This is a genomic window from Phascolarctobacterium faecium, from assembly GCF_003945365.1.
In the GTDB taxonomy this organism is placed as follows: Bacteria; Bacillota; Negativicutes; order Acidaminococcales; family Acidaminococcaceae; genus Phascolarctobacterium; species Phascolarctobacterium faecium.
In genome coordinates, this window is sequence record NZ_AP019004.1 from 1,886,992 (window position 1) to 1,907,784 (window position 20,793).

At 44.4% G+C, this 20,793-nt stretch carries 16 protein-coding genes and 5 tRNA genes; all 21 read right to left on the reverse strand.

The genetic code is table 11. The annotated features are described in order from the left end of the window. Positions 1-46 precede the first annotated feature (46 nt). A complete protein-coding gene (locus PFJ30894_RS09085) occupies positions 47-2,407 on the reverse strand; it encodes an endonuclease MutS2 (RefSeq protein WP_125669637.1) in 2,361 nt (786 codons plus the stop codon). Between the two features lie 9 nt (positions 2,408-2,416). Continuing rightward, a complete protein-coding gene (locus PFJ30894_RS09090) occupies positions 2,417-4,885 on the reverse strand; it encodes a DUF3656 domain-containing U32 family peptidase (protein ID WP_125669638.1) in 2,469 nt (822 codons plus the stop codon). 18 nt (positions 4,886-4,903) lie between these two features. Beyond that, positions 4,904-5,149, reverse strand: a complete 246-nt coding sequence (locus tag PFJ30894_RS09095) for a cell division protein ZapA (RefSeq protein ID WP_021717857.1) — start codon at positions 5,147-5,149, stop codon at positions 4,904-4,906. A 15-nt stretch (positions 5,150-5,164) separates the two neighbouring features. Beyond that, positions 5,165-6,025 (reverse strand): protease inhibitor I42 family protein, encoded by an 861-nt coding sequence (locus PFJ30894_RS09100; RefSeq protein ID WP_113077694.1) that lies wholly within the window; start codon positions 6,023-6,025, stop codon positions 5,165-5,167. 34 nt (positions 6,026-6,059) lie between these two features. Next, positions 6,060-7,526: a glutamate--tRNA ligase gene (gene gltX / locus PFJ30894_RS09105; RefSeq protein ID WP_113077693.1), complete on the reverse strand. Its 1,467-nt coding sequence runs from the start codon at positions 7,524-7,526 to the stop codon at positions 6,060-6,062. 162 nt (positions 7,527-7,688) lie between these two features. Then, positions 7,689-8,921 carry a M20 family metallo-hydrolase gene (locus PFJ30894_RS09110; RefSeq protein ID WP_125669639.1) on the reverse strand — a complete coding sequence of 411 codons (1,233 nt, stop codon included), beginning with the start codon at positions 8,919-8,921 and terminating at the stop codon, positions 7,689-7,691. A 24-nt stretch (positions 8,922-8,945) separates the two neighbouring features. Further along, the gene (locus PFJ30894_RS09115; RefSeq protein WP_231997888.1) at positions 8,946-10,223 is read right to left on the reverse strand and encodes a DEAD/DEAH box helicase; all 1,278 of its coding nucleotides are present in this window, start codon (positions 10,221-10,223) and stop codon (positions 8,946-8,948) included. Positions 10,224-10,329: 106 nt separating this feature from the next. Beyond that, positions 10,330-10,418, reverse strand: a tRNA-Leu gene (locus PFJ30894_RS09120). A gap of 6 nt (positions 10,419-10,424) precedes the next feature. Next, positions 10,425-10,498: transfer RNA gene (locus tag PFJ30894_RS09125), tRNA-Cys, on the reverse strand. 5 nt (positions 10,499-10,503) lie between these two features. Next, positions 10,504-10,578: transfer RNA gene (locus PFJ30894_RS09130), tRNA-Gly, on the reverse strand. 5 nt (positions 10,579-10,583) lie between these two features. Next, a tRNA-Phe gene (locus tag PFJ30894_RS09135) sits at positions 10,584-10,659 on the reverse strand. A gap of 4 nt (positions 10,660-10,663) precedes the next feature. Further along, positions 10,664-10,740: transfer RNA gene (locus PFJ30894_RS09140), tRNA-Asp, on the reverse strand. Between the two features lie 78 nt (positions 10,741-10,818). Further along, a complete protein-coding gene (locus tag PFJ30894_RS09145) occupies positions 10,819-11,490 on the reverse strand; it encodes a hypothetical protein (protein WP_046431010.1) in 672 nt (223 codons plus the stop codon). 131 nt (positions 11,491-11,621) lie between these two features. Further along, positions 11,622-13,478 carry a TonB-dependent receptor plug domain-containing protein gene (locus PFJ30894_RS09150; protein ID WP_125669640.1) on the reverse strand — a complete coding sequence of 619 codons (1,857 nt, stop codon included), beginning with the start codon at positions 13,476-13,478 and terminating at the stop codon, positions 11,622-11,624. Positions 13,479-13,497: 19 nt separating this feature from the next. Further along, positions 13,498-14,400 carry a ChaN family lipoprotein gene (locus PFJ30894_RS09155; RefSeq protein WP_125669641.1) on the reverse strand — a complete coding sequence of 301 codons (903 nt, stop codon included), beginning with the start codon at positions 14,398-14,400 and terminating at the stop codon, positions 13,498-13,500. 226 nt (positions 14,401-14,626) lie between these two features. After that, the gene (locus tag PFJ30894_RS09160) at positions 14,627-15,862 is read right to left on the reverse strand and encodes a nitrogenase component 1 (RefSeq protein WP_125669642.1); all 1,236 of its coding nucleotides are present in this window, start codon (positions 15,860-15,862) and stop codon (positions 14,627-14,629) included. Next, entirely contained in the window at positions 15,859-17,160 is a 1,302-nt protein-coding gene (locus tag PFJ30894_RS09165; RefSeq protein ID WP_125669643.1) for a nitrogenase component 1, read from the reverse strand. Before PFJ30894_RS09165 ends, PFJ30894_RS09160 begins: the two co-directional genes overlap by 4 nt. 16 nt (positions 17,161-17,176) lie before the next feature. Then, positions 17,177-17,956 carry an ABC transporter ATP-binding protein gene (locus PFJ30894_RS09170; protein WP_231997890.1) on the reverse strand — a complete coding sequence of 260 codons (780 nt, stop codon included), beginning with the start codon at positions 17,954-17,956 and terminating at the stop codon, positions 17,177-17,179. After that, complete coding sequence (locus tag PFJ30894_RS09175) at positions 17,946-18,950, reverse strand: FecCD family ABC transporter permease (RefSeq protein ID WP_046431016.1); 1,005 nt, start codon at positions 18,948-18,950, stop codon at positions 17,946-17,948. Before PFJ30894_RS09175 ends, PFJ30894_RS09170 begins: the two co-directional genes overlap by 11 nt. Continuing rightward, on the reverse strand, positions 18,943-19,938 hold the full coding sequence (locus tag PFJ30894_RS09180) for an ABC transporter substrate-binding protein (RefSeq protein ID WP_125669644.1): 996 nt from the start codon (positions 19,936-19,938) through the stop codon (positions 18,943-18,945). Before PFJ30894_RS09180 ends, PFJ30894_RS09175 begins: the two co-directional genes overlap by 8 nt. Next, positions 19,938-20,708 (reverse strand): nucleotide-binding protein, encoded by a 771-nt coding sequence (locus PFJ30894_RS09185; RefSeq protein ID WP_021717843.1) that lies wholly within the window; start codon positions 20,706-20,708, stop codon positions 19,938-19,940. The genes PFJ30894_RS09180 and PFJ30894_RS09185 overlap by 1 nt, the downstream gene beginning before the upstream one ends. Between the last annotated feature and the right edge of the window lie 85 nt (positions 20,709-20,793).

The window sequence follows — 20,793 nt, forward strand, 5'->3', positions numbered from 1 at the left end:
TACAAAATTTTCTTGATTGTATTACATTTTTACACAAAACTGCCTTTTACAGATAAATTACCGTCGCACCGGCACCGCCTTCATGCAGCGAAGCCAGCTCCAGTCTTTTGACCGCACGGTGCGCGGATAAATAGGCAGTCAGTCCGGCACGTAAAGCACCTGTTCCCTTGCCGTGAATGATACGCAGCTCCGGCAAACCTGCCAGCAGTGCATCGTCGATGCCTTTATCTACGGTCGGTATCGCTTCTTCGATCGTCATACCACGAACATCCAGTTCCTGTCTGGTAGAAGCAGTACGTGTGACCAGCATATCATGGGCATACCCCTTGCGTTTTTTAGGCCGCAGATCTTCGCTCACTTTGGTCTTACCTTTTACCAGCAGGCAATTTTTAGCAGGCACGTTAGTTTTTAATATACCTACCTGCACTGTCACATCGCCGCCGTTAACAGCAACAATCGTACCATTTTGACGCAGTGAAGGTAAAAAGACAGTCTGCCCGACTTTGGCAGTTTCTTTTGACAACGGCGTACCTTCCGGCAATGGCGCATCTTCACTGAACTGTTTATTTAACTGTTTGCGCGCGGCTTCTGCAGCAGCTTCCAGTTTTTTCGCATCAAAGTCAGCCTTCATTGAGCGCAGCTCTTTTAAAATAGCTTCCGATTCCCTACGGCTGCTGCGGTAAATCTCATCAGCCTGTTCACGGGCTTTACGCAGCATTTCGTTCTTGCGGCGGTCAAGCTCCTGTTTCTGCTTGTGCAGCTCCTGCTTAATCCGCTCACTTTCCAAACGCAGCATTTGTATTTCTTTGTTCTGCGATTCATATTGGCGGCGTTCGCCTTCCAGCTCGTGCAATACATCTTCCATATGCACATGTTCCTGATCCAGCAGTTTACCGGCATTTTCAACAATCTCTTCCGACAGTCCCAGCCTTCTGCTGATATTGAAAGCATTGCTGCTGCCCGGAACACCCATCAGCAATCTGTAGGTCGGCCGCAGACTGACAGGATCAAATTCCACGCTGGCATTTTCCATTCCCGTATGTCCATAAGCAAATGTTTTCAATTCGCTGTAGTGTGTCGTGATCATTGTCAGCACGCCCTGTTCATGCAAATGCTCTAACATCGCCATAGCCAGGGCAGCACCTTCGTTAGGGTCAGTACCGGCACAGATTTCATCCACCAGTACCAGATCACCGCTGCGCACTTCATTTAAAATCTCTACCAGATTGGTCATATGTCCGGAAAAAGTACTCAGGCTCTGCTCAATGCTCTGCTCATCACCAATATCGGCATAAATAGCTCTGAAAACCGGCATTTTAGCACTGCGGGCAGGTAAAAACAAGCCGGCCTGCGCCATTAACGCAAACAGCCCGACCGCTTTTAGAGCTACGGTTTTACCGCCGGTATTTGGACCGGTGATCAAAAGCGTATTAAAATCTCCGCCCAATTCTATATCCAGGGGCACTACTTGACTTTGATCCAGCAGCGGATGACGTCCCTGCACGATCTCGACTTTGCCGCCTAAATGCAGCATTGGCCTTACGGCTTTCTGAGCCTGCGCCAAATAAGCACGGGCACAGATAACGTCAAGATTTGTAAGAGTCTCGACGCCGGCAGTGAGCAGATCACCGTCTGCCCCGACGCTGCCGGACAGCTGCCTCAGAATCCGTTCTATTTCCTCTTTTTCTTCGGCCATATATTTTTTGATATCATTATTCAGGTTGACAACGGCCATCGGCTCAATAAACAGGGTTGCTCCACTGCCGGACTGGTCGTGAACGACGCCCGGAAAATTGAGTTTATATTCCTGTTTGATCGGAATGACATATCTGTCTCCGCGCATAGTTACCAGCGCGTCCTGGAAATATTTTTGATTATTAGGATCGTGCAGGACTTTTTCCAGCTGTTCACGCACACGGTTTTTCGCTATCTGAATGCCAGTCCGTAAGCCGCCAAGCTTTGTCGAAGCACTGTCTTTGATCTCGCCTTTTTCAGAAATAGCATTCTCCAGTTGTTTTTCCAGACGCGGCAGCGGCTGCAAAGTTTCGGCATAGGCTGCCAAAGTCGGTGCCAGCTCACTCTCCTCCTGTAAAAAGGTCTTGATCTGACGGATCGCCGCAGCCGTACTGCCGATCTCCATTAAGGTTTCAGCTTCCAGCACAGCCCCTAATTGGGCATGCTTAACAGCAGCCACAATATTATGCGCGCCGCCAAAGGGGAATCTTTTCCCTTCATCCAGCAGGCGCAGTGCCTCGGCTGTTTCCTCCTGCAAGCGCTTAACGATACTGAACTCACTTTCTGTGCGTATCGCTAAAGCCTGCGCCTTCCCCAGCGAGGTGGCAGTTTTGCTGGCCAGCAGCGCTTTTACTTTATCAAATTCTAATGTCTTAACAGCAAATCTTGCCATAATTACTCCTTATAATACGCCGCGGAAATAATGCCCCCTGGTCGTATGCGGCAGGTTTTCCGCAACTTCGCGGTCACCTCGCAGCACTTCCTTATACAGCGTTACTAATGATGCAGTTTCTTCATTAGTATAATTACGCGCGTCTAAACGCAGACGGCCAACGCCGATACTTTCCATATGCTTGATATTGGTCAGCATCGACAGGTCATGCGCATTTAAAATATGCATTCGGCAGTTCTGATCGGTAACTATAGGAAACTTCGCATCCTTGCGGTCGCTCAAAAACAACTGCTCCCGGCAGTTAAATTTACAGGCGCCCTGATGCAGATCACCTAAAAAGCTGCCGCCTACACAGTATTCCGAAACCATCATTTCAATCCGACCCTGCACCATACATTCCACAGGAACGGGGCTGACTGCGGCTAAATGTTCTACCTGCGCCATTGTCAGCTCGGCTGACAGGGTTGCTCCCACGGCGCCCTGTTCACGCCAGAATTCCAAATTCTGATCGTTATAAATATTCAAAGACATATCCGCCCACAAAGACAGCCCGCTGTATTGCTGCGCCAGCTGCCACAAGCCGTTGTTGCTGATATAAACAGCATTGGGCTTCAACTGCTGCCAATAGGCAAACAGCTCTGCAAAATAAGGCAGCTGTCCTTCTTTAACAATACGCGGTGTCGCTATGGCCCATTTTTTACCATAATTTTGAGCAAGACCGGCAACTTCGGCATAAGACTGCCTCGGCAGCTGCCTGCTGCTGAAAATATCCCCGCCAAAAATAATATAATCAGCGCCTCCTGCCAAAGCAGCCTGTGCTTTAGCAACAGTATCGGCATGCACAGTCAAAAGCGCATGTTTACTGCGGCTGATTTTTTCTGCAGGAACCAGATCACGCGGAACTTTATGACGTTGTACACGCATCGGTGCAAAAGCCTCCAGACGTGCAGTATCTAAAGCTTCGACAGCTAAACGGCGAGCCTCGTTGATCTCGCTCATCGGCACCATTACGTTTTCATCACATTCAAGCACCAAGTCTGACAGCTCATATTCAGTCGTGCCCAGTCTATCTACCTGTTTACGCACAGTTTCCTCATTTAAAGCATGCTTGCGGGCAGCTTCTACAATAAACTGCGTTTCACCATAGCCTGTATTGCCCTCGTCATCAGTCAGCAGCACCGTCATTGGATTGCCTGCTCTTGCTGTTACTAAAGCACTTACAGGGATACGGCGTTTGGCCTTCTCACCAAAGAACTGTGCGGCATATGTCATCAGACGGTTATCAAAGGTTCTGAAAACACGGTCATTCATTTTAATGCCATGCGGCACATCGATAGTGACCTGCGAACCTGCGGCAGCCACAGCTACTTCCTGTCCGTTCTGTAAAAGTGACGTCACAGTAGTGCCAACACGACCACCCACGCTGACCCAAAACTCTAAGCCATCATCCAAATGCAATTCTTTATCAAGTTTCAGTGTCGCTTTGTTAGCAGCTTTATCAAGCTTAACAACACGCCCCACCAAAACACCGCGATTGTTTGGCCGGCGGTCGCTCATCATTTCCCTGCCGGGCCGCTCCAGCAGATAAGCAGTTGTAAAATCACGATTAAAGATCTGTTCAATATTGGCAAAATCTTCTTCCGGCACCTGATAATCACCGCCAAGATAACTGTCGATAGCCCTGCGATAAGCATCGACAACTACGGCTACATATTCAGGACGCTTCATACGTCCTTCGATTTTATAGGATGTTACACCGGCTTCGATCAGCTGCGGTAAAATATCCAAAGTATTCAAGTCCTTAGGACTCAAAAGATATTGCCCTGCGTCTTTGCCGCTCAGCAGATCTTCTCCTGCTTCATTGACCAGCTTATAAGGCAGACGGCACGGCTGGGCGCAACGTCCGCGATTGCCGCTGCGGCCGCCGATCAGGCTGCTCATCAAACATTGACCTGAATAACATACGCACAAAGCTCCATGAATAAAAACTTCTATTTCTGTATCTGTGCCATAACAGATCGTATTTATTTCTTCCAGACTCAACTCGCGCGCCAGAACAACACGTTCCATACCGGCTTCAGCAGCAAGCTTAACACCCTCGGAATTAGTAACCGTCATCTGCGTACTGGCATGCAAAGGCAGGTCCGGCACTATTTGCCGGGCCAGACGGATCACACCCAGATCCTGTACGATAATACCGTCGATGCCCACATTACTCAAAAACAGCAGATAATCAGCCAATTCGCCCAGCTCACTGTCATCGACCAGCGTGTTGACAGTGATATACAGTCGCACACGGTGCATATGAGCAAAGTAAACAGCCTTCTGCATTTCTTCACGGTCAAAATTACTGGCATACTGACGTGCGCCAAAAGCTTTGCCGCCCATATATACAGCATCAGCACCGGCATTCACCGCCGCTTCCAACGCTTCCCAGCTCCCGGCAGGAGCGAGCAGTTCGATGGTTTGCTTTTTCATTAACTAAAAACCTCTTCTCTAAATATCCTTCGCCGCTTTCAGCAAGGCTTCATATTCACGACGTAAGGTATATAACTCTCCCGCCAGATCCAACGCCGCCCATACAGCGACTTTGGAAGTTGTGACCAAATGCTGGCTTGTCGCCAGTTTCTGCATTTTTTTATCAACCATTGCCGCAATCGCATCCACATCAGTACGCGGCAAATCAGTCTTTAAAGTATATTCATCATTAAAAATTTTCACGGTAACGGCAGTTTTTTCCATCTCAGACCTCCGTTATCACAATACTTTAACAGTAAAGCTGAATTTGTCAAAGCCGCTGCCTTTTTCCCAGGCACGCTTATATTCCATATTCACCTTGTATTCGCCCGGCTCCTGGGCACCGAAAACAATTATTTCTAATCCAGGCATTCCGGTCCGGTTGTTGGCAGCATTACCAGGCAAAACATAAGAACGTCCCAGTTCATAAAACTGACCAGCATAACCATTACCCTCTACAAACCAGGAATAACCCGTTGTACGATTGGATTCCAACTGTAAAGCCAGCAGCTCTCCGGCCTTCACAGTTACGACCTTATCCTCAACAGCACGAGTCAATCCATATACCGTCAGCAAACGGCCTGCTTCGCCTGTGCGCAGCAACGGAAACAATTTACTATAAGAAACAAAATTACTGTAAGCAGCACCACTGCTGGTACGCGTATAAATACCGTTATCAGCAAATAACACGCCTTCATAAGCGCCTAAAATTTCATGTACGGCATTGCCTTCGCCAACAAAATCGCGAATGCTGAACTCATTGCCGGTAGTCATATCTAAATTTACAGCCTGATAAGCAGTACGGCCGCCGTTAGTCGCTTTCAGCAAAATACCGACTAAGCTGGGACGGTTCAGCTTCACTTCATAGCTGACTGTACCGCTGCCGCCAACCTGCGCCAGCAAGTCTTTGACTTTGCTGTTCAAAATGCCGTTAACACTTTTTTGAAGATTAGTATATCTCAGACCATCAATCTCCGGTATCTCGCCCTGCATATTCTTTGTCGCAACAACTTTGCTGAAAACAGTCGTTGGTTGCTCGGCAAAAGCTACAGTACTTAATCCCAGTATCAGGCAGCACAGTAAGATCCCCAGTATTCTCATCAGCGTCGCACCTCTTTCAATAAATATTTTTGATTTAAGCTAAGGCCTTGATATATTGAACAGCCTTGCGCATTCTGCTCAAGGTAGTTTCTTTCCCCAGCAGCACCATAACATCAAATAAGCCCGGGCTTACAGTACGACCTGTCAGAGCCAAGCGTGTCGGATGCACAACTTTTCCCAGTGATAATCCCTGCTCTTCGGCAATCTTATTATAAGCGGCTTCCGTACTGGCAAGATCAAAAGTCTCTAACGCTTCAAGCGCATTGATGCAGACAGTTAAGAGCTCGGCTGCTTCCGGTTTAAAATGCTTGCCGACACCTTTTTCATCATAGCTTTCTACCTCTTTAAAGAAGTATTCTGCGGCTTCAACAACTTCCTGCAGTGTTTTGACACGTACGCGCACTACGTCTACCAAACGGGCAAAATAATCTTTATTTGCCTCCAGCCATGCTTCATCTACCAGGCCGGATTTGATGAAGAAGATTTTTGCCTCAGGCAGAACTGCTTCCAGCGGCAATGCTGATAAATATTGTCCGTTCATCCATGTAAGTTTTTTCGTATCATAAACGGCTGCCTTTTTCGACATTTTTTCCAATTCAAACTGAGTCACAGTGTCCTGCAGCGAGAAAATTTCTTCTTCGTTGCCCGGAGCCCAGCCCAGCAGAGTCAGATAATTTACAATTGCTTCCGGTAAATACCCCTGTTCACGGAATTCTTCAACAGAAGTTGCGCCGTGACGTTTACTTAACTTACTGCGGTCAGGAGCAAGTATCATCGGCATATGTCCAAATTTAGGAACAGCAAAACCACAGGCCTCATAAAGCAGTACCTGCTTAGGAGTATTGGATAAATGTTCTTCGGCACGCAGCACGTGACTGATGCGCATTAAATGGTCATCAACGACCACAGCAAAATTATAGGTCGGCATACCATTAGTTTTAACGATGACAAAATCATCAAATTGCGTTAAATCAAAAGTAACGTCGCCGTGGATCAGATCATGTACTGTCAGGTTTCCTTCCGTAGGTATTTTAATGCGTACGGAATAAGGCTCACCCTTAGCTGCTCTGGCCTTTGCTTCCTCGACAGGCAAATCTCGGCAGGTGCGGGCATAACGGAACGGCTGTTTGGCCGCACGTTGTTTCTCGCGTTCTGCTTCCAAAATTTCCGAAGTACAGAAGCAATAATACGCCTTACCTTCTTCCAACAGCTGTTCGGCAACCTTGCTGTAAATCTCACGACGCTCTGATTGGTAATATGGACCCACTTCACCGCCTACTTCAGGTCCTTCATCCCAGTTCAGCCCAAGCCATTTCAAACTGGTAAGTATTTGGCTTACGCTGTCTTCTTTCAACCGTTCAGTATCAGTATCTTCAATACGCAGCACCAGCTTACCATTATGTTTTTTAGCAAAAAGCCAGTTAAATAAAGCTGTTCTTGCTCCACCGATATGTAAATAACCCGTTGGGCTGGGTGCAAAACGCACACGCACTTCTTCCATGTTATCGTCTCCTCAAATTGAAAAATGAAAATTCTATATCATTATAATTATATTACGAACAAAGTAAAAAAGCAAAGCAGCCCTGCCTTAGCAGGACTGCTTTGCAGCAGATTTTACAGTTATTTTTCTTCTCAGCCTGTTTTTATCGTTTGGTTTACTTTTTTAAGCAGATGCTTCTTCTTTTACAGCTTCCGCCAAAATCTCGATCGCCAGACAAATATCTTCGTTGTCAGCATATTCTGCCGGGTTATGGCTGATGCCGCCTTTACAGGGGACAAACAGCATACTTGCAGGAGCCAGTTTAGCCATGTGCATAGCATCGTGGCCGGCTCCACTGTTCATATGGCGATAAGCGATACCTTTCGCCGCACAGATAACATCCAGCTTTGCTGCCAGCTCTTCCGACAAAGCGACAGGATTATCGGCTGTCAGCATATCCATAGTGATAGTAATACTGTCATTTTTAGCAATTTCTGAAACCGCATCACGAATATCGCTCAAGGCACAGTTGATACTTTCTTCATCTACTCCGCGCAAATCTACCCACAAGGTAGCCTTGCCAGGAACTACATTGATCGAAGATGGCTCTACATCCAAAACACCAACTGTAGCTACCGTGCCGCTTTCCGCTTCATTAGTTGCAGCTTCTTCAATGGCTATAACAAGCCTGGCCGCACTTACAAGCGCATCTTTACGAAAACCCATGGGAGTGGCTCCGGAATGATCAGCTATACCTTCGACAATGATTTTAAACCGCGTCGGCGCCGCAATATTATGAACGATACCAATGCGTTCACCTGTTTCTTCCAGTACCTTACCCTGTTCAATATGTATTTCCCAAAAACTTTTAAAGCAGCCTGCTGCTTTACGTGCCTGTTTGTAGGCAGCAGGGTCACAGCCCCATTCTGTCAGTGCTTCTTTAAAAGTCACTGAACCTTCTTTGGCAGCGCCCGAGAATTTATCAGGGTCGCCAACACCGGCCATCAGTTTACTGCCGATGGTAGCAAAGCCAAAACGGCTTGATTCCTCTGCCCTGAAAATAATAACCTCAATCGGCCGCTCCAGTTCTTCATCCTGCAGCATATAAAGTACTTCTAAAGCACCTACAACACCTACAGTACCATCATAGGCACCACCCTGCACGACAGTATCTATGTGGGAACCCATGGCAACAGGCGCCAAATCAGTATTTTTACCTTCACGACGCAAAAAGACATTACCAACAGCATCTACAGACAGCTTCAGCTGTAAGTCCTGTATCTGCTTGAGCAGCCATTCCTGCGCTGCTTTGTCTTCTGCCGTATAAGCCAATCTTGTGATTCCGTGTTCTGTTTTGCCAAATTGCGCCAGCCCCTGTAACAGTCCGGCTACTCTTTCTTTGTTTATCGCCTGCATAACAGTCCCCTCACTTTCTCACACTTATTTATTCTTATTTTGACGGCGGTTAGAGCCGGTCTTAGGTGCTTTACGTTTATCCACGACAGCTTTTTTACCGCGTTTCGGTTTAGCAGCTTCTGCCTTACGTTTTTTCTGTACTGGCGCATGCTCACGACGGGCTATCGTTTTGCCGTCTAAATTCTGCCGTTCCATTTTCACATCAAGCTTGTTTTCAATATTTTTGAGCCATTTTACTTCTTCAGCAGTGTATAAGGTAACTGCAATCCCCTCGTTACCGGCACGCCCAGTACGTCCTATTCTATGCACATACCAGTCTACGTCATGCGGTATATCATAATTAACGACATGAGTCACGCCTTCGATATCCAGCCCACGTGCAGCCAGATCACTGGCAACCAGGACCTGCAGCTTGGCCTCACGGAAGGCTTTCATTACTGTTTTGCGTTTGGCCTGCGACATCTCACCATGCAGCACATCTACATTATATCCCTGAGTTCCCAGCCACTCACCCAATTCTTTTGTGCGTTCTTTGCTGAAGCAAAAAACAATCATCAGATAAGGATTGTAACGGTCTATTAATGAAGCAACAGCCTTATTACGATATTCGTCCGTAGTTTTGATGCAGATCTGTTTGATATTTTCAACCGTTGCTTTATTAGGGTCAATATCGATCAAAGCACAATTACGGGTAATACGTTTACCAAGCTTCTGCACTTCCTCTGATAAGGTAGCACTGCACAGCATAGTCTGCCGTTCCGGATCAGTCATTGCGATAAGCTCCGAAGCTTCATCAATAAAGCCCTGCTTAAGCATTTCATCAACTTCATCCAAAACCAGATATTTAACTCCGCCAAGGTTAGTATTGCCTTTGCGGATATGATCTAAAAGACGCCCCGGCGTACCGATCAAAACATGGCTTTTGCCGTCCAGCTTATGCTTCTGCGCCTCAAAATCACGGCCGCCGGTAACCGCAAGCACCTTTACTTCACTTCCGCCCAATAACTTCTTCAGCTCTACTGCTATCTGCTGCGCCAGTTCACGAGTCGGCGTAATCACCAACGCCTGTACAAAAGGCTTAGCCGCATCCAGACGTTCTGCCATCGGTACTAAAAATGCCAGTGTTTTACCAGTACCTGTCTGCGCTCTTGCGATAACATCACGGCCTGCAAATAAGGCCGGTATAGCCTGTTCCTGAACAGGCATCGGCTTTTTAATACCCATTTGCTTAAGCAGCTCAACCGTTTCAGCACAAACCTTCAATTCTGCAAAACTATTCACCATATTTCTCACCGCTTTCATTTCAAATCCTAAAATTAAATAATAAAAAAAGCGTCCGATGCGGGACGCTCCGTCAATCTCTTGCTTGACTATGTAGTTGTACTGCTTGCATTCACCATAAAAATAATGGTGCCGAGGACCGGAATCGAACCGGTACGGGGATCACTCCCCGAGGGATTTTAAGTCCCTTGCGTCTGCCAGTTCCGCCACCCCGGCAAAAAGTGGAGGCGACACCCAGAATCGAACTGGGGATAAAGGTTTTGCAGACCTCTGCCTTACCGCTTGGCTATGTCGCCTTAACTGGAGCGGAAAACGAGATTCGAACTCGCGACCCCCTCCTTGGCAAGGAGGTGCTCTACCACTGAGCTATTTCCGCATAAATGGTGCCTCAGCACAGAATCGAACTGTGGACACAAGGATTTTCAGTCCTTTGCTCTACCAACTGAGCTACCGAGGCAAAATGGCGACCCGGATGGGACTCGAACCCACGACCTCCGCCGTGACAGGGCGGCATTCTAACCAACTGAACCACCGGGCCATTCAAACCATGTAGGCATATTATATGGCATTTACATCAAGATGTCAAGAGTTTCAGACAATAAATTTATTACATTCGTTACGCTTTGCCAAGTTTTTGCAATGCCTGTTCCAGATTATTATCCAGCAGATTTTCCAGATCTTTTAAATTTCGGCAATCAAATTCATGTGTTATTCCTGTCATAAACCGTTTTTTCGTTTCAGCAAAAAACTCATCGCGGAAGCTATTATAGAAAAACACCAGCTGATTACCATGTTCAAAGTCACTGTAATCAATAAAAAGCGTTGAACCATTGATATAATCGATGGGATTGTCAGGAGTTATATACAATTCAAAAGCACCTATTTTCTGCGGCAGCTTGCCGGTATACGCCCAGTTCAGAAGCCCGGCTTCCTCTATCAAGGTTCCCATCTGATGCTTCTTTTCCCTGTTCACGTCCGCTAAAAGCTCCGGCAGCTTCTCATGCATCATTTTAGCAAATTTATCCCTGTCGCGGCAAAAATAGCGAATATCTCTGAACGTATGCATGCCAATCGTTTTTACAGGTACATAATCAAAGGTTTCCGAAGTATAAATCAAATCAAGCTTGCTGTGCATTGCTTCATTACTATATGAAGCAATCGTTAAGATCTGTCCGTCTATTCCCTGTCCCATTGTTAACTTAAAGCCATCTATTTCCTGCGGCAGTTCTTTTAAAAATTCCCACTCGCCAAGCTGCGCCTCTATCTCTGTGATTTTAGGCTGTCCCATGCTAACACCTCTCTATCCTTTTATGCTCAATTACTAATCTATAATTTATTATTGTAGCACAAATGCACTGCTGATAGCAAAGAAAGCTGCTGCCCAAAGGCAGCAGCTTTTTCAAATCCTGCATACAATTTTTAGAAGGTCATTTCCGCACCAACACGCCACAACCTTCCCGAATAACGCATACTGGTAATCTTTTTATCAAAAAGATTATCGATTCCGGCATAAGCACGATATTTATCGCCCCAGCGTTTATTAACGACAAAATTAAACGTATTGATACTGTGATCTTCACTGTCTGCCCTATAATCAGAATACCACTTATTCCAGGCAGTAATATTCCATTCCTGTTTTACAGGCTCTGTCCACATCAATTTTGCTGTATAAGTATTACGGGCGCTGTAATTCAAACGTGTATTAGTCTTATCGTTCATAGCATCCAGATAATCATAATTACCGATTACTGTAAAACCATTTCCCAAGTCATGCTTGATTTCAAATTCAACACCCTCTGAAGAAGACTTTTCTATATTCATATATTGATAATTAGGCGCTAAACTGTAATCCATAGCAATGGCATCAGTCTTTTTGTTTTTGAAATATGTTAATTTAATTGCAGTATCATCGCCAAATTCCTGTTCATATGATAACTCATAGCCCTTTGATTTTTCAGGACGCAGATTCGGATTGGAATAAGTACCATATAATTCTGAAATAGACGGTGCTCTGTAACCTTCTCCATAATTAGCCTTAAGCCTTGAGCCCTCTGTAAAGGAATATGTCGCGCCAATATTCGGAGAAGTCTCGCTGCCAAAGCTGTCATGGTGATCATAGCGAACAGCCGGAATCAGCAATAGTTTCTCACCCAGTTTCAATTCGTCATGTATAAATAAAGAATATTGATCAGAACTTTCGTCAATACTGCTGTCTTTGCGACCGTCAGTTCTGAACTCGCCGCCGAAAGTCAAACGATTATTATTGTCTAGCTTGATCGTATCACGTGCTTCAATATTCCAAAAATTAAATTTGGAGCTTCCCACACTGTTTGCGCTCATAGCACTGGTAACATCTTTTTTTAATTCACCGTAAGTTGCGCTTAGCATATAATTACTGTTATCATTCTGTCCGTTATAAGTAAGGCTGGCACTTTTCCTATCTACATTATATATACCTAAATAAGAAAAAGGACCGCTGGCACTGGTAAATTTTTTGAACTGCTGATTGGTATTCTCATAGTTCAGATATAAATTTAAACTGTTGTTTTGGTCCATTTCATAATCTACATCCAAGCTATAATTTTGAGTCGGTCCAAAATATTTACTCATATTGGCATCATCCCATTTAAAATAGCGGACTTTAGTAAAGTTAGCATCAAAAGCAGCACTTAACTTACCGTCTTTGCCGCTGTCAAAATGGTAATAATTACTCATTTCACGGCTATTTGTAGCTACACCTACAGTCATTGATTTTTTTTCAGATTTTTTCGTAATAATATTAATAACACCAGCTGAGGCCTCTGATCCATATAATGCACCTGATGGCCCGCGAAGCACTTCGATTCGTTCTATATTGTTCACATTCAGCCGTGACAGCACATAGGTATTAGTAGAAACCTGGCCATACCCTTCGCCGGGAATACGACGCCCGTTAAGCAAAACCAAAACATCATTTTTCCCGCTGCCTCTGATTCCCAAAGTGTGCCCTACACCCGCAGCTTCCGGTATTTCTATGTTAGTCGCCGTACGTAAGGCATCTATAACATTGGTTGCCCCAATATTCTGGATATCCTCTTTTGTTATAACTTCCACACTCTGAGGAACTTCTTTTCTGCTCAATTCTGTACGGGTAGCAGTTACCACATATTCATCTAAAGTAAATTTCTGTGGTTCTTCAGCATATACCGCTGTGCCCCCCAAAATGACATTTGTGCCAACAACTAATGTCATCAATATTTTCCTGTTGAAAAATTGTTTGTTTTTTATTTTCATCATAATATCCTTCCTCTGATCATTATTCTTTTTCTACTCTTGGAAAATAAATAATATATTCGCCGTCTTTTTTATCATCAGCATAGGTTTCCATATAGTTTTTAGATTCCGGCATGTCTTTAGGCGTAATTACACCTACTTTTAACGCCGGATTCAATGCTTCCAATTTTTCGACAGTTCCCAAATGTCCGTCGGAATGAAAGCAGCCGTTGATATGAAAAATTACCTTATCCTGATTATCCTGCCAATAATAAAAAATACTTTCCGCCATCTTATCATCTTTTATGCACTGTGCGGCAAATACCTGATCTATCCGTTCCTGCGGAATTCGCATCGGTGTTTGCCCCTTAGTCATATAAGCAGCAAACTTCTCTTTATACTTTCCTGCAGGCGCATAGGTCCTGACCGGTAAATATTGCTTATCCTGCTCTGCTACTGCAGCTAAAGTGCCCTCTTTAGCCAATTTTGCTGCTAAAAAACGTGGTATGTTGCTGGCTAAGACTGGCAGCTTATGTGTTTTTGCAAATTCTACCAGCTGACGGTAATCTGTTTTATATCTCGGCCAGGGACGCGATTTTGCCAGAAATTCATCCTCCGTAATTTTACCGTCTAAATACTCATTTAAAACAGACTGGTTATCTGCCTCAAACATTTCCAGTGACAAAACCAGCTTGTCACCATGAATGGCATACAGTTGCTGCAGCATTTCATATTCCAGTTCATGCAGTACATCCTGATCATGAAATTCACCGAAAAAAACTACATCATAATCAACAAAGTTTTCAGCCATCTCAGCAAGCGTAACCGCTTTTCTATCTGCCGCAGAAATAATCACCGTATCTTTTACTGTTGGCAATGCGGCATGTGCTGATTCTGCCATACTCATAATGAGGCACATGCATAAAAATTTTAAAAACCGTTTCATTTTAACTCCCCCTAAAATTTCCTTATAACGAATACTAAAATAACAGCAGCGGCAGCCCCCTTTTACTATAAAAATATAGTATAAAATCTTTCAGTGACATAACTCCCAGGTATTTAGCCTGTCCAGAAAGATCTTTCTTATGCATCAAGTTAGCTCTCGCTAACCTTTTATCTTTAAGTATCCCCTCAAGTATTACATCTTGAGGGGATACTTAAAGTTTTTATTATTAAGCTAAAGTCTGATAATATGCCTCGATAGATTCCAGTAAGAAATCTGTCCCCTTTTCGCCAAGCAACGGCAAATGTGTCGCTATCTGAGCTCCGTCAATAAAAGGAGCGCTTACTCTCACTACGACATTACTGCTATCACAAAGCCTGTGCGAAACATCGTCTGCCAGAATAAGTGTCTTCTGCATTTTTTTTAATATATCAATTTTTTCTTTTTCCACAGATATATACTGAATATCCAACTCAGGCTCAACGATACTTTTTAAAGAATGGCTGCAAAGTTTATACTTAACATCGATTCCTACAGACCGAAGAAAAGCACTCAACCCTTTAACCATATCATACTCGCCGATCACAGCTGCCTGAGGTGTTTTTTTTCTGCCCATCATCATAGCATACATCTTTAAAGACGCTGTATTCTGTGCTTTAAGACGTAATCTGGCGCACATTTTAACGTCAGGTACCTGTCCCAGAATTTTACCGACGTCTTCCAACCATGCCAAAGTTGCTGCATAACCGTAAGGAGCACTGAAAACAAATGGCATATCAAATTTATTTTTCAGAACTTCTGCTGCCGCTAACCCTTCCTGACGCATTACCAAATTTATTTCAGCTGTGCCGATATCAGCTATTTCATCAACAGATGTTTCGTGGCACAGGCAGGTATGCATTTCATAACCAAAGGCTTCACGCATCAAGTTCTGCAGCTCCCAGACATCCGATGCGGCACGATAACTGCCCATTGACGCGCCAATGATATTAAACATTTTCTTTTTCTTTTTCTGTTCTTTACATGGAAGATTATTGACCAGCAATTTATAAACTTCAGTCAGACCTATGCTATAATCACCCCTAAATCCGCCCTGCTCAAATGCAACCAGCTTAGCCTGAACTTCTTTCTGCATATAATTGCAAACGCCTTTTATATCAGTACCAATAACTGCGGAAATAGAAGATGCCACGACAAAAATAACTTTTGGTTCATAGCTTTTATCCAATTCGACAATAGCTTCTTCCAAACGGGTAACATCGCCCATGACCACATCGTCTTCGTTCATATGTGTTGTAAACAGCCTCTGCTGCCAGTCTACTCCTAAAGTTCCATAAAAGCCCATACTAAAATGAGTTGTCCCGGCCGGGCCATATTCAAGAATGATACTGTCTTTTACGCTGAGCAAACTCCAAATGATACCCATTCTGTCTGACGGAACAGGCAAATATCTGCATAAACTCATAAGCCCAGCTCCTTTCTATATTCTTTGGCTTCCCTAACAGACTTGACTAACTGCTGCAGTAAATATCCTGTAACTTCAAAACCCAGCATGCCACTCGCCCTGTCGCTGTGAACAATGGCAATACCTTTTTGACGCAGCCTGTTGCCAAATTCATGTCCCAAATATAAATAAGGAGACAATACATCATACACATATTGCAGCGGCGCGATATTAGCCGCTTTGCAAACATAAGGGTCTGTATACTGCAATATTTCTTTTGCATAAGGCTCATCTGCTTCTGTATATCTGTTGGTTTGGATCACCTGAGGCACCATACCCAGGGAGCTGAGGAAACAGTTCATTTCAAAAACTGCATACGGCGTATTCCCGTAAATATAAGTAATCCCCTCCAGTTCACCCTTAGTTTTTTCGATTTCCTCTCTTGCATTTTGATAAAGCCCTTCCAATTCTTCCGGCAGCTCCAGCTCCAAGTACCCAAAAAGATTTTTATAGGCTTCATAGATTTTTTCGGGAATAACAAATTTATTGAAGTAAACGTAAGGGATACCAAATTTTTCCTGCATCTTTTGGGCCAGCGGCAGCGCAATATCATTAACGACAATATTCACTTTCGCTGCAGCAGCATTTTTTATATCGTCTACCGAGCAGCCGCAGGGCAGCTGCAAACCGATTTTTACGCCGGCTTTCTGCAGCATGGCATAAAGCTCTGTCGTAGCAAAATCACCCATTCTCTGCCCCAGCAAATTGACACTGTTGTCGCAATTACACGGTTTCATCATTTCAGCACAAACAGTAATCGTTCGTTCCAGACCAGGCAAATGGTCCTCACATTTAAAATGCTCAGTATGAACCGGCAGCACCGGAATACCATAAAGCTCACTGAGACCTTCTGAAATAGCGTCAAAGTCATCACCAATGATTTCAATAACACAGGTAGTTACCAAAAATACACATTGGGGCCGATATTCTTCAATTATTTCTTTAAAAGCTTCCTGTACCTTTTCCGCACTGCCAAATGTTACATCATGGTCATCCAAAACGACTGAAACACAACGGCCGCCAATGCCTCCAAATTTTTCAGAATGTATGGTCATACTTTTAGTGTAATAAGTGCATTCATCCGTACCAACTACAACGATCAGGCTGTCCTTGATACCGCCAACAGCCATAGCCGCACCCATCAGAGGACAGTGTGTCCCCGGGAACAAAGCATGAGTAAGCTGTGGTATATCTTTAATGCTTTGTACCTGACTCAATTTAGCAAGTTTTTCAACCAGCTCTTTTCCATCCATCGCCATAACAAAACTCCTTTTATCAACTTATTTCTTTAAACATAATTAAAGGCTTCTTGCGCCCGGGAATCTGCACTACATCACAATCTACGTCGTAAACCTCACGCATCATTTTAGGTGTGATAATATCCTGCGGACGACCTTCACCATACTTACAGCCATTTTTCAAAACTATGATCCGGTCACTGATCTCCAGCGCATGACTTAAATCGTGCAGAACCATCACTACACCGATCCCAGCCTCATGGTTCAGCCTTTTTACAAGTTTCATCGTTTCCTGCTGATGCGCAATATCCAAATATGTAGTCGGCTCATCCAAAAACAAAATTTCCGGCTGCTGCGCCAATACGGTAGCTATCCATACCCGCTGCGATTCACCGCCCGAACATTCCTGAATAGATTTATCACGCAGAGCCCAGGTACCTGTTGCTTTCAAAGCCCACTCTATTATCTTTTCATCATCTTCTGTATTCTGTTCGTACCATTTCTGATAGGGTACGCGCCCATAACCTACTAAATCTCTGACTTTAAAATCAGGAGGCGCGCAATGGCGCTGCGGTAAAACGCCAATACATTTGGCAAGTTTTTTACTGTCGATATCGTACAGATCCTCCTGATTCAGATAGACGCAGCCCATACTGCAGCGCAGTAATCGTGTCAGCGCTTTCAGCAGAGTAGATTTACCTGAACCGTTAGGACCGATGATAGTCGTGATCTCACCTTTTTTTACAGTAATATCCATTTCCCTGACTACAATGCGCCCATCGTAGCCGATCTCTAATTTTTCACCCTTAACTTCCACTTACTTTGCCCTTCTTTCTTAACATATACAAGAAAAACGGTCCGCCGGTAACTGCCATAACGATACCTACAGGTATCTCCATCCCAGGTATAAGCGTCCTCCCCAAAGTATCTGCCGCAAGAAGAATCACCGCACCCAAAAGCATACTCACCGGCAGCAGTGCTTTATAGTCGGAGCCAACCATCATTCTCGCAATATGCGGTACAACCAGCCCTACAAAACCGATCATACCGGCCTCTGCTACCGTCGCAGCCGCCAAAAAAGCTGCCACCGCAGATAAAAAGATACGTACAAAAGTTACATTTACTCCCAGGCTTTGGGCCATCTCGTCACCCAGCTGCAAAATGTTGGCATTTTTTATACAGCATACGCCTAAAACAAGACCAATAAAAGCATACACCGTAATGATATAAACATGATCCCAGGAACGTCCCGAAAGACTGCCGTTCATAAAAGACAACACACTGGAAAGATTATCAGAATTCAATAATTGCAAAAAGGAGTTATATGCTCCCAAAACTGTATTTATCGCAACACCGGACAAAATTATTCTGACAGTATCGATTCCATCGCGCCAGGCCAGCAAATAAATAAGTACACAGGCCAAAGCCGCACCGCCAAAAGCAAAAAGCGGCACTGATGAAACCAAAGTCGGAAACAACAGTAGAATCGTCGTTGCCGCAGTAGCCGCACCGGCAGAGACGCCTATAATCCCAGGATCAGCCAGAGGGTTACGCATGACAGCCTGCAAAAGAGCACCTGCAACAGCAAGGCAGGCCCCTACTTCGACTGCCATAATAAGACGCGGTAACCGCAAATTATAAACAACTACCCTCACCGGTCCGCTTTCATCATAAAAAAGAGCCTGTATGATCTGCTGCAGCGAATACCCGGCACTACCAACTCCCAGCGCAACAACAGCCAGCAATAATAATACTGCCACTAAAACCAGGCAAACCATACTTACCCGCAGGACATTTACTTCTTTACCCATTTTGTTTCAGCTTCTTCGCATCAATAATATCGATCAATTCATTTATATTATCAATAACATTGATCCCGGCTGTCGCAACATATTTTATCGGCAGATAAATAACCTCATGTTCGCGTATCGCCTTAATATTGTTCCAGTATTCAGGATTCTTGGCAAAGTCTTCCTCCATCACCTGCTGATGTTCGCCAGCAGTTTTAGAACCGCCTACGCAAAACAGTAAATCAGGTTCGTAAGATAAAGCCTGCTCCAGATCAAGCAGCACCATCTTATTGTTCTGATACACATTTTCGTACCCCAGCATATCCAGCATACTGCCTAAAGTACCATCTTTACCCTGTATATAATGACGCGGCGGGGCTGATTGCAGCACCATAACTTTTTGCCCTTTATTTTCCTGTCTTTTTTCGGCCATTCTGGCTTCCAATTCGTTGAACCTGTCCGTAATAGCTTCAGCACCTGCATTATGTTGACCAAAGGCTTTGATCAGTACGTCAGTCAATTCCTTGATCGACTCATAAGATACAACATGCCCGGCATCAACATAATAAACAGGTATTTTTTCACGATCCAGAATTTTCCCATAAGTATCCTTAGACTGATAGCCTACTATCACCAGATCCGGTTCCAAAGCAATAACTGATTCGATATCAAAATTAGAATTCATCGACACATTCAGCAGCTTTGCATCCTTCACCAAATCTGCAGGCCATTCCAGCATCGCCGCCTGGGGCACAGCAACCTGCTTAATACCCATCTCATGCAGCGCCAAAACCGGAGTATGCACTAAAGATACGACTCGCTGAGGCTTTGCTTTTAAAATAACCGGTTCAGTAAAACCATAAGCCTGCAGCGTAGGTGTATACTCAAGTTTATAAGTTTCACCGGCAGCAGCCGACACAGCTTCACTTTTATTGCCTGTATTAAAGCAATAATACAAAAGCGCACCTACTATAACGACTACTGCCAACAACAACAATTTATTTTTCATTATTCATCCCCCTTAGTATCTTCACTCATTTCTAAAACTTTATCAGCCAACTCCTGATAGATCTTGACCATCGGCGAAGCCTGTACAAATTCGCTAACCGTACCGCCCTGATTTTCAGCTGTTTGTATATCTCCCGAACGTGGAACATACATTACGACCTCGGTTTCAATCTCAGCGGCAGCCTTAGCCACCAGTTCCTGTTCATTCTCAATATTTTTAGCGTTCAAAATAATGCCTTTCAAGCGAGCATAACCTCTGCGTCCAAAGTTTTTGATCGCCTGAGCAATATTATTAGCCGCATAAAGCGCCATCATCTCGCCTGAAGAAACAATAAACACTTCTCTGGCATAACCACCCCTGATAGGCATTGCAAAACCACCGCAAACAACGTCGCCGAGCACGTCATAGATAACGATATCCGGCTTATAGATTTCAAAAGCCTTCAACTCCTCCAGCTTTTCAAAAGCTGAAATAATACCGCGCCCTGCACAGCCTATACCAGGTGTCGGACCTCCTGCTTCTACACACAGGACGCCACCAAAGCCTTCAAAAACAATATCTTTTAATTCTAAAGCTTCCCCTTTTTCTTTAAGCTGTTCTAAAACAGTAGGAATACGCATCCCCTTCATCAAATTCTTAGTTGAATCAGACTTAGGGTCACAACCTACCTGCATTACTTTATAACCTTTAAGCGCCAATGCCGCCGATAAATTTGAAGTAGTAGTAGACTTGCCAATACCGCCCTTGCCATAAATCGCAATTTTTCTCATCAATAAACTGCCTCCCTTAAAAATAAATAGCTCACTGTTTTCAACCAAAAACATTCTATATTTAAATCAATATAAACAACTTTAT

Coding starts and splice junctions, on each gene's coding strand:
- PFJ30894_RS09115 (WP_231997888.1), bottom strand. CDS start 10,223: ATGAAAGCGGTGAGAAATATGGTGAATAGTTTTGCAGAATTGAAGGTT.
- PFJ30894_RS09100 (WP_113077694.1), bottom strand. CDS start 6,025: ATGAGAATACTGGGGATCTTACTGTGCTGCCTGATACTGGGATTAAGT.
- gltX (WP_113077693.1), bottom strand. CDS start 7,526: ATGGAAGAAGTGCGTGTGCGTTTTGCACCCAGCCCAACGGGTTATTTA.
- PFJ30894_RS09160 (WP_125669642.1), bottom strand. CDS start 15,862: ATGAGTTTATGCAGATATTTGCCTGTTCCGTCAGACAGAATGGGTATC.
- PFJ30894_RS09180 (WP_125669644.1), bottom strand. CDS start 19,938: ATGAAAAATAAATTGTTGTTGTTGGCAGTAGTCGTTATAGTAGGTGCG.
- PFJ30894_RS09085 (WP_125669637.1), bottom strand. CDS start 2,407: ATGGCAAGATTTGCTGTTAAGACATTAGAATTTGATAAAGTAAAAGCG.
- PFJ30894_RS09165 (WP_125669643.1), bottom strand. CDS start 17,160: ATGGCGATGGATGGAAAAGAGCTGGTTGAAAAACTTGCTAAATTGAGT.
- PFJ30894_RS09090 (WP_125669638.1), bottom strand. CDS start 4,885: ATGAAAAAGCAAACCATCGAACTGCTCGCTCCTGCCGGGAGCTGGGAA.
- PFJ30894_RS09175 (WP_046431016.1), bottom strand. CDS start 18,950: ATGGGTAAAGAAGTAAATGTCCTGCGGGTAAGTATGGTTTGCCTGGTT.
- PFJ30894_RS09095 (WP_021717857.1), bottom strand. CDS start 5,149: ATGGAAAAAACTGCCGTTACCGTGAAAATTTTTAATGATGAATATACT.
- PFJ30894_RS09150 (WP_125669640.1), bottom strand. CDS start 13,478: ATGATGAAAATAAAAAACAAACAATTTTTCAACAGGAAAATATTGATG.
- PFJ30894_RS09155 (WP_125669641.1), bottom strand. CDS start 14,400: ATGAAACGGTTTTTAAAATTTTTATGCATGTGCCTCATTATGAGTATG.
- PFJ30894_RS09145 (WP_046431010.1), bottom strand. CDS start 11,490: ATGGGACAGCCTAAAATCACAGAGATAGAGGCGCAGCTTGGCGAGTGG.
- PFJ30894_RS09110 (WP_125669639.1), bottom strand. CDS start 8,921: ATGCAGGCGATAAACAAAGAAAGAGTAGCCGGACTGTTACAGGGGCTG.
- PFJ30894_RS09185 (WP_021717843.1), bottom strand. CDS start 20,708: ATGAGAAAAATTGCGATTTATGGCAAGGGCGGTATTGGCAAGTCTACT.